We start from the raw sequence: 6,824 nt of genomic DNA, 5'->3' as shown, positions 1-6,824 counted from the left end.
GGCGGGGCGTGGCGGGTCGGGCGGGTCGGGCGGGCCTGGGCGGCCCAGGCCGGCCGGCCCAGGGCTACTCGTCCTCGTCCTCCTCCGGGTCGAGGTTGGCCACCTCACCCAGCACGTACGCCTGCATCGCCAGCTCGTCACCGGCGGGTGAGACGAAGGCGGGCAGCTCGCGCGGGCCGAGCTGCATGGTGTACGTCCAGAACGCCCGTACCGCCTCGGCCGGCGAGGCCGCTTCGATCGGCAGGTAGAGCCCGACCAGCCACTTCCGGCCGGTGGCGTCGGCGGGCTGCGCGGTGTCCACCTTGCCGGAGAGCGCGGCGAACCGGTCGGCGTCGATCGGGTACGCCCCGGCCCCGGCCGGCCCGCCGCCGGCCCGTGCCACCAGGCCGTCGCCGGGCAGCGGGGCGTCGAACAGCCGATGCGTGTACGCGATGTCCAGCGAGGCCGGCGGCTGCCCCGCAGCCGGGTCATCCGGGTCGGTCTCGGCGACGCCGACCGCACGTACCCGACCCAGCGCGAACACGACCGGTTCCGCCCCGGTCACCAGGGCCACCTCGTCGCCGACCGCCGGCAACGGGCCGTCCAAGCCGGTCAGTTCCAGCGTCTCGTGCAGGAACAACCGCTCCGCCGCGTACCGCTCATCCGGTACCACCACCGCCCAGTGCGCCATGCCCCCATCTCATCACGAGCGCCCGCCAGTGTTCCGGGGTGACCGTTCCCGCCGGTTGCCCGGGGTCGATCCCGGCCGCCCGGAACGCCGCCGGACCGACCGGTACCACCTTGCGGACCGCCCGGCCGGGCTGGTGGTCGGCCGGGCGTGAGCAGTCGCGCCGGGCGGCGCTCGGCCGCACCGCCCATCGGGTACGCGGTGATGGTGACCAGCGCGGCGTCGACCTGGGGCGGCGGCGCGGCGCCGCGATCCATTTGCCCGCGCGACCCGTCTGTCAGCGGGGGTGTCCCTGGGCCACGTGGCAGTCGGCCAGATGGTCGTCCACCATGCCGGTCGCCTGCATCAGGGCGTACGCGGTGGTGGGGCCGACGAACCGGAAACCACGCTGCTTGAGTGCCTTGGCCATCGCCGTCGACTCCGGCGTGACCGCCGGCACCTCGCCGGACGAGCGCGGTCGCCGGTCGCGCGGAGCCGGTGCGTACGACCAGAGCAGCTCGCTCAGCCCGCCGTCGAGGGCGGCGGCGGCCCGGGCGTTGTGCAGCGCGGCCTCGATCTTCGCCCGGTTGCGGACGATCCCGGCGTCGAGCAGGAGCCGCTCGACGTCGGACTCGTCGAACGCCGCGACCTCGGTGATCACGAAGCCCTTGAACGCAGCCCGGAACGCGGGCCGCTTACGCAGGATGGTCAACCAGGACAGCCCGGACTGGAACGCCTCGAGGGTCAGCCGCTCGTACAGGCCGTCGTCGTCGCGGACCGGCCGGCCCCACTCCTCGTCGTGGTAGGCCAGGTAGTCGGCGGTCGCACCGGCCCACGCACAGCGGGGCAGGCCGTCCGGGCCGGCGACGAGGTCGGGGCCGGGCGCGGTCACGGCAGTTGTCCCATCTCCACGAGCCGGGCGAAGCGGCGCAGCGCCTGGATCAAGCTGACCTTCGAACCGGGCCAGAGTACCGGCCAGGCGACCTTGCCGGCGGTGCCACCGGGCAGGTGGAACCACTCGTGCCAGACCACCTGCGTGCGGTCCCCGTCCATGGGGGTGCACCGCATGACGCCGGGGCCGCGCAGCACCCTGCCGTAGTGGACGACCCGGATCTCGTACGGCCGGTCCACCTTGACCACGCGCATCTCGTCGCGCAACACGGCCGGGCCGACCTGCGTCACGGCCTCGATTGAGCTGCCCTCGCCACCATCGCCGTCGACCAGCCGTACCCGCGTGAACGGGATCCAGTCGCTCTGCCGCTCCCACGCCAGCAGCGCGGCGAAGACCCGGGTGGCGGGGACGTCGACGATGACGGTGGCGGTCACCTCACCGGCACCGGGCTGTACGGCGTCGCCGAGCCCGGCTTGGGCGGCCGACGCGCCGGATTCGGCAGCGCCACCCGCGCCGGTGGCGTCACCGGCGTCCGGCGAGTCGCCGGCGGTCGCGTTCCCGTTACGACCGGAGACGCCGCCGGCGGTCGCCGCCGGCGGCGATGTCGGATCGCTGACCCCGCCCCCCGCGGACCGGGGCTCGGGGGCACTCACGGCAGTCTCATCTCCTCGGGCTGTGCGGACGTGCCGGCCGGGTCGGCGGCGCCGGCCGGGTCCGTGGCGTCCGACCGGTCCGCGGCCTCGGCCTGCTCCCGGCCCTCGGCGTCCGCCCGGTCCACGGCGCCAGCCCGGCCCTCGGCGTCCGCCCGGTCCGCGGCGGAACCGGCGTCCCCGGTGCCGCTCGCGGTCGTCCTCGTCGCCGCCTCCCGGGTGCGCCGCAGCTTGTCGGCGTCGTCGAGCCGACCCTCGCGCAGCGCCTGCACCTCAGCCTCGAGCACCCCGATCAGCTCCAGCTTGTACCCGATGTCGTACGCCGCCCGGCGCAGCGCCGTGTCGACCTGCGCCATCCGGTAGCCCCGTACGGCGGTGTCGAAACGGGTACGCGCGAGATCGCTCTCGACCAGCGGGCGGTCCACCGGCAGCGGTACCGCCCGGCCCTCCGGTTCCACCGGCTGTAGGCCCGGGTCGGAGCCGGAGATGAGCACCGCCACACCGAATCCGATGGCGCCGACGACGAGGGCACCGATCGTCAGGAGCAGGAACTGACCCATGTCACGATCGTGTCACGCTCGCCCCGGCCAAGCGAGCCCGGCGCCCCGGATGGAATGAAAGCGCAGGTAGGCGCGGTGGCGCGGAGCGGCGGGGCATCGAAGAACCGACCTGTTCGCGCGGCCGCGACCGGGGAAGGCACGCACGTCCGGCCCAACGGTCACGCACGTCCGGCCCAGCGGCCGCGCACGTCCGGCCCGACGGAAGGTACGTCCGGCGTCGGTGAAGCCGTCAGCTCCAACGCAGGACGCGCTTACGCCAGGCGTACAGCAGGCCGAGCGCGAGCAGGCCGACGAAGATACCCATCTCGACCACGGTCGCCACGCCGAACCCGGGCCGGTCGAAGACGACCGCCCACGGGAATAAGAAAACGCTTTCTACTGCAAAGAGCACATAAAGGTACGCGTAGACGTAGTAACGGATCTGCGCCTGCGCCCAGTCACCGCCGACCGGGTCCAGCCCGCACTCGTAGTTCTCCCACTTGCCCGGCGTGTCGGTGGGGCGCCGGGGGCGCAGCACGCGGTTGGCGCCGAACGCACCCACGAATACCAGCGCCCCGATCAGCAGGAGCAGCCCGAGCGTCGCGTACGAGCCCAGATATCCGGTCACGCCCGCAGCTTACCGACCTCACCGGCCGTCATCTGACCGGTCGCGGACTGCATGACCAACCAGCCCGACTCATAATGAATGCCTTTGGGCCGGTGCACCCGGCCCGGGCCGACCCACCCGGCACACCGGGCCCGGCCACGCCCCGCACCACGACCACACTCCGCACCGTCACGACCACGCACCGCACCGCACCACCGCGGCACCGCCACGCGGTACCGCGACCCGACCGGGCATGACCAGGGCGCTACCACCACATAGACGACACACCGCTGCGCGGAACGTGTCCTCACCCACCCACGGAATACCACGTAACGATCCGTCGCCGCATTCGACGTAGGCTCGGGGTGTACGTAGGAGCGGGTCCCCCAGGGCCCGTCGCCCGATGCTGCGCGACGGCGACCACCCAACCACAACCCGCCGTCACCAAGGAGGTCAGCCACGTGACCAAGCAGGTCCGCCAACTGGATCGAGTGGTCATTCGTTTCGCCGGGGACTCCGGCGACGGCATGCAGCTCACCGGCGACCGGTTCACCTCCGAGACCGCTCAGCTCGGCAATGACATCTCGACCCTGCCGAACTTCCCCGCGGAGATCCGGGCCCCTGCCGGCACGCTACCCGGCGTGTCCAGCTTCCAGGTGCACTTCGCCGACTTCGACATCCTCACGCCCGGTGACACCCCGGACGTCCTGGTCGCGATGAACCCGGCGGCGCTGAAGGCCAACCTGCGCGACCTGCGCTCCGGGGCCGACATCATCGTCAACACCGACGAGTTCACCAAGCGCAACCTCGCCAAGGTCGGGTACGCGGAGAACCCGCTGGAGGACGGCTCGCTCGAGGGCTACGTGCTGCACCCGGTCGCGCTGACCTCGATGACCGTCCGGGCGCTGGAGAGCTTCGAGATCTCCAAGAAGGACGCCGAGCGGGCCAAGAACATGTTCGCCCTGGGCCTGCTGTCGTGGATGTACTCGCGCCCCAGCGAGTCCACGATCCGGTTCCTGGAGCGCAAGTTCGCCAAGCGTCCCGAGGTGGCCGCCGCCAACGTCGCGGCCTTCAAGGCCGGCTTCAACTTCGGTGAGACCACCGAGGACTTCGTGGTCCGGTACGAGGTCAAGCCGGCGAAGATGCCCGCGGGCGAGTACCGCAACATCACCGGCAACACCGCGCTGGCCCTGGGCGTGGTGGCCGCCGGCGTACGGGCGAAGCTGCCGGTGTTCCTGGGCGCCTACCCGATCACCCCGGCCAGCGACATCCTGCACGAGCTGTCCAAGCACAAGAAGTTCGGCGTGACGACGGTGCAGGCCGAGGACGAGATCGCCGCGGTGGGCGTGGCGCTCGGCGCCTCCTATGGCGGTGCGCTCGGGGTGACCTCGACCTCCGGCCCGGGTGTGGCCCTCAAGAGCGAGACGATCAGCCTGGCGGTGGCCCTGGAGTTGCCGCTGCTGGTCATCGACGTGCAGCGGGCCGGGCCCTCGACGGGTATGCCGACCAAGACCGAGCAGGCCGACCTCAACATGGCGCTGTTCGGCCGGCACGGCGAAGCGCCGGTCGCGGTGATCGCGCCGCGCTCCCCGGCGGACTGCTTCGACGCCGCCATCGAGGCCGCGCGGATCGCGCTCACCTACCGCACGCCGGTGATCCTGCTGTCCGACGGGTACATCGCCAACGGATCCGAGCCGTGGCGGCTGCCCGACGTGGCCAGCCTGCCGGACCTGCGGGTGGAGTTCGCGAGCGAGCCGAACGGCCCGGAGGGACAGTTCCTGCCGTACCTGCGGGACCCGCAGACCCTGGCCCGTCCGTGGGCGGTGCCGGGCACTCCCGGCCTGGAGCACCGCATCGGCGGCCTGGAGAAGGCCGACAAGACCGGTGACATCTCGTACGACCCGGCCAACCACGACTTCATGGTCCGTACCCGTGCCGCCCGCATCGACGGTATCGAGGTGCCGGACGTCGAGGTCGACGACCCGGACGGCGACGCCCGGGTCCTGGTTCTCGGCTGGGGCTCCACCTACGGCCCGATCGGCGCCGCCTGCCGGGCGCTGCGCCAGCGCGGCCTGCCCGTCGCCCAGGCGCACCTGCGCCACCTCAACCCGATGCCGGCCAACCTCGGCGAGGTCCTGAAGCGCTACGACCGGGTCGTCATCCCCGAGATGAACCTCGGCCAGCTCGCCGGCGTGATCCGGGCCCGGTACCTGATCGACGCGATCGCCTACAACCAGGTCCGCGGCCTGCCGTTCACCGCCGCCGAACTGGAGAGCATGCTGGAAGAGGTTGTGAAGAATGCCTGAGACCGACGTGTCCGGCGGCACCCGGGTGCCTCTCAAGCTCACCGCGAAGGACTTCAAGTCCGACCAGGAGGTGCGCTGGTGCCCCGGCTGCGGTGACTACGCGATCCTCGCGGCCATGCAGTCGTTCCTGCCCGAGTTGGGCATCCCCCGCGAGCGCATCGCGTTCGTGTCGGGCATCGGCTGCTCGTCGCGCTTCCCGTACTACCTCAACACCTACGGCATGCACTCGATCCACGGCCGCGCGCCGGCGATCGCGACCGGCCTGGCGGTGTCCCGGCCGGACCTGTCGGTGTGGGTGGTCACCGGTGACGGCGACGCGCTGTCGATCGGCGGCAACCACCTCATCCACGCGCTGCGCCGCAACGTGAACCTGAAGATCCTGCTGTTCAACAACAAGATCTACGGGCTGACCAAGGGCCAGTACTCGCCGACGTCCGAACTGGGCAAGGTCACCAAGTCCACGCCGGTCGGCTCGACGGACTCGCCGTTCAACCCGCTGTCGCTGGCGCTGGGCGCGGAGGCGTCGTTCGTGGCCCGCACGATCGACTCCGACCGCAAACACCTCCAGTCGGTGCTGCGCCAGGCCGCCGAGCACAAGGGCTCGGCGTTCGTCGAGATCTACCAGAACTGCAACATCTTCAACGACGGCGCGTTCGAGGTACTCAAGGACCCGGCCACCCGCGACGAGTACGTGATCCGCCTGGAGCACGGGCAGCCGATCACCTTCGGCAAGGACGGCGAGTGGTGCGTGACGCACCCACCGGGCGCCTTCGGGCTCCAGGTCCGCCGGACCGCAGAGGTGGCCGCCGACGAGGTGGTCGTGCACGACGCGACGGTGGGCGAGCCGGCGTACGCGTTCGCGCTGTCCCGGCTGCCGGACAGCGACCTGCGCAACACGCCGATCGGCGTGTTCCGTGCGGTGGACCGGCCGGTCTACGACGACCTCGTCCGTACCCAGCTCGACGCGGCGAAGGCGAAGCTGGCCGGCGACGCCGACAGCGAGCTGGCGACCCTGCTCGGCTCCGGCGACACCTGGACGATCCTGTAACCGTCCCGCCTCCAAGATCGTCACAACTTCCCGGAAGTCGTGGTCACGACCGGGCACGGAGACCACAACATCCGGGAAGTTGTGGCGATCTTGCGTTGTGCGGACCCGGCGGACCCGGCGGTCAGGCGGACCCGGC

7 protein-coding genes are annotated in these 6,824 nt (G+C 71.7%); 2 read left to right on the top strand and 5 right to left on the bottom strand.

The genetic code is table 11. The features are described from left to right. Positions 1 to 64: 64 nt before the first annotated feature. The 5 genes from ACNTMW_RS27050 to ndhC form a co-directional block, all read right to left on the bottom strand. Entirely contained in the window at positions 65 to 670 is a 606-nt protein-coding gene (locus tag ACNTMW_RS27050; RefSeq protein WP_426636653.1) for a hypothetical protein, read from the bottom strand. 274 nt (positions 671 to 944) lie between these two features. Next, entirely contained in the window at positions 945 to 1,538 is a 594-nt protein-coding gene (locus ACNTMW_RS27045) for a DNA-3-methyladenine glycosylase I (RefSeq protein WP_426636652.1), read from the bottom strand. Beyond that, positions 1,535 to 1,972, bottom strand: a complete 438-nt coding sequence (locus ACNTMW_RS27040; protein WP_426636664.1) for an SRPBCC family protein — start codon at positions 1,970 to 1,972, stop codon at positions 1,535 to 1,537. Before ACNTMW_RS27040 ends, ACNTMW_RS27045 begins: the two co-directional genes overlap by 4 nt. A 215-nt stretch (positions 1,973 to 2,187) precedes the next feature. Beyond that, on the bottom strand, positions 2,188 to 2,748 hold the full coding sequence (locus ACNTMW_RS27035) for a DivIVA domain-containing protein (RefSeq protein WP_426636651.1): 561 nt from the start codon (positions 2,746 to 2,748) through the stop codon (positions 2,188 to 2,190). Positions 2,749 to 2,977: 229 nt separating this feature from the next. Next, positions 2,978 to 3,355: an NADH-quinone oxidoreductase subunit A gene (gene ndhC, locus ACNTMW_RS27030; RefSeq protein WP_426636650.1), complete on the bottom strand. Its 378-nt coding sequence runs from the start codon at positions 3,353 to 3,355 to the stop codon at positions 2,978 to 2,980. A 440-nt stretch (positions 3,356 to 3,795) separates the two neighbouring features. Here ndhC and ACNTMW_RS27025 point away from each other — a divergent pair, with 440 nt between their 5' ends. Both ACNTMW_RS27025 and ACNTMW_RS27020 read left to right on the top strand, forming a co-directional pair. After that, positions 3,796 to 5,640, top strand: coding sequence for a 2-oxoacid:acceptor oxidoreductase subunit alpha (locus ACNTMW_RS27025; protein WP_426636649.1), 1,845 nt, complete (start codon positions 3,796 to 3,798; stop codon positions 5,638 to 5,640). Beyond that, on the top strand, positions 5,633 to 6,688 hold the full coding sequence (locus ACNTMW_RS27020; protein ID WP_426636648.1) for a 2-oxoacid:ferredoxin oxidoreductase subunit beta: 1,056 nt from the start codon (positions 5,633 to 5,635) through the stop codon (positions 6,686 to 6,688). Before ACNTMW_RS27025 ends, ACNTMW_RS27020 begins: the two co-directional genes overlap by 8 nt. The last annotated feature ends 136 nt before the right edge of the window (positions 6,689 to 6,824 follow it).

This window comes from Planosporangium spinosum (assembly GCF_049999945.1).
In the GTDB taxonomy this organism is placed as follows: domain Bacteria; phylum Actinomycetota; class Actinomycetes; order Mycobacteriales; family Micromonosporaceae; genus Planosporangium; species Planosporangium spinosum.
The sequence above is the reverse complement of the archived record's forward strand: the minus strand, read 5'-3'. Positions and strand labels throughout refer to the sequence as shown.

Excerpts from the sequence above, each read along its gene's own strand:
- ACNTMW_RS27020 (WP_426636648.1), top strand. The coding sequence starts at position 5,633 with ATGCCTGAGACCGACGTGTCCGGCGGCACCCGGGTGCCTCTCAAGCTC.
- ACNTMW_RS27050 (WP_426636653.1), bottom strand. The coding sequence starts at position 670 with ATGGCGCACTGGGCGGTGGTGGTACCGGATGAGCGGTACGCGGCGGAG.
- ACNTMW_RS27035 (WP_426636651.1), bottom strand. The coding sequence starts at position 2,748 with ATGGGTCAGTTCCTGCTCCTGACGATCGGTGCCCTCGTCGTCGGCGCC.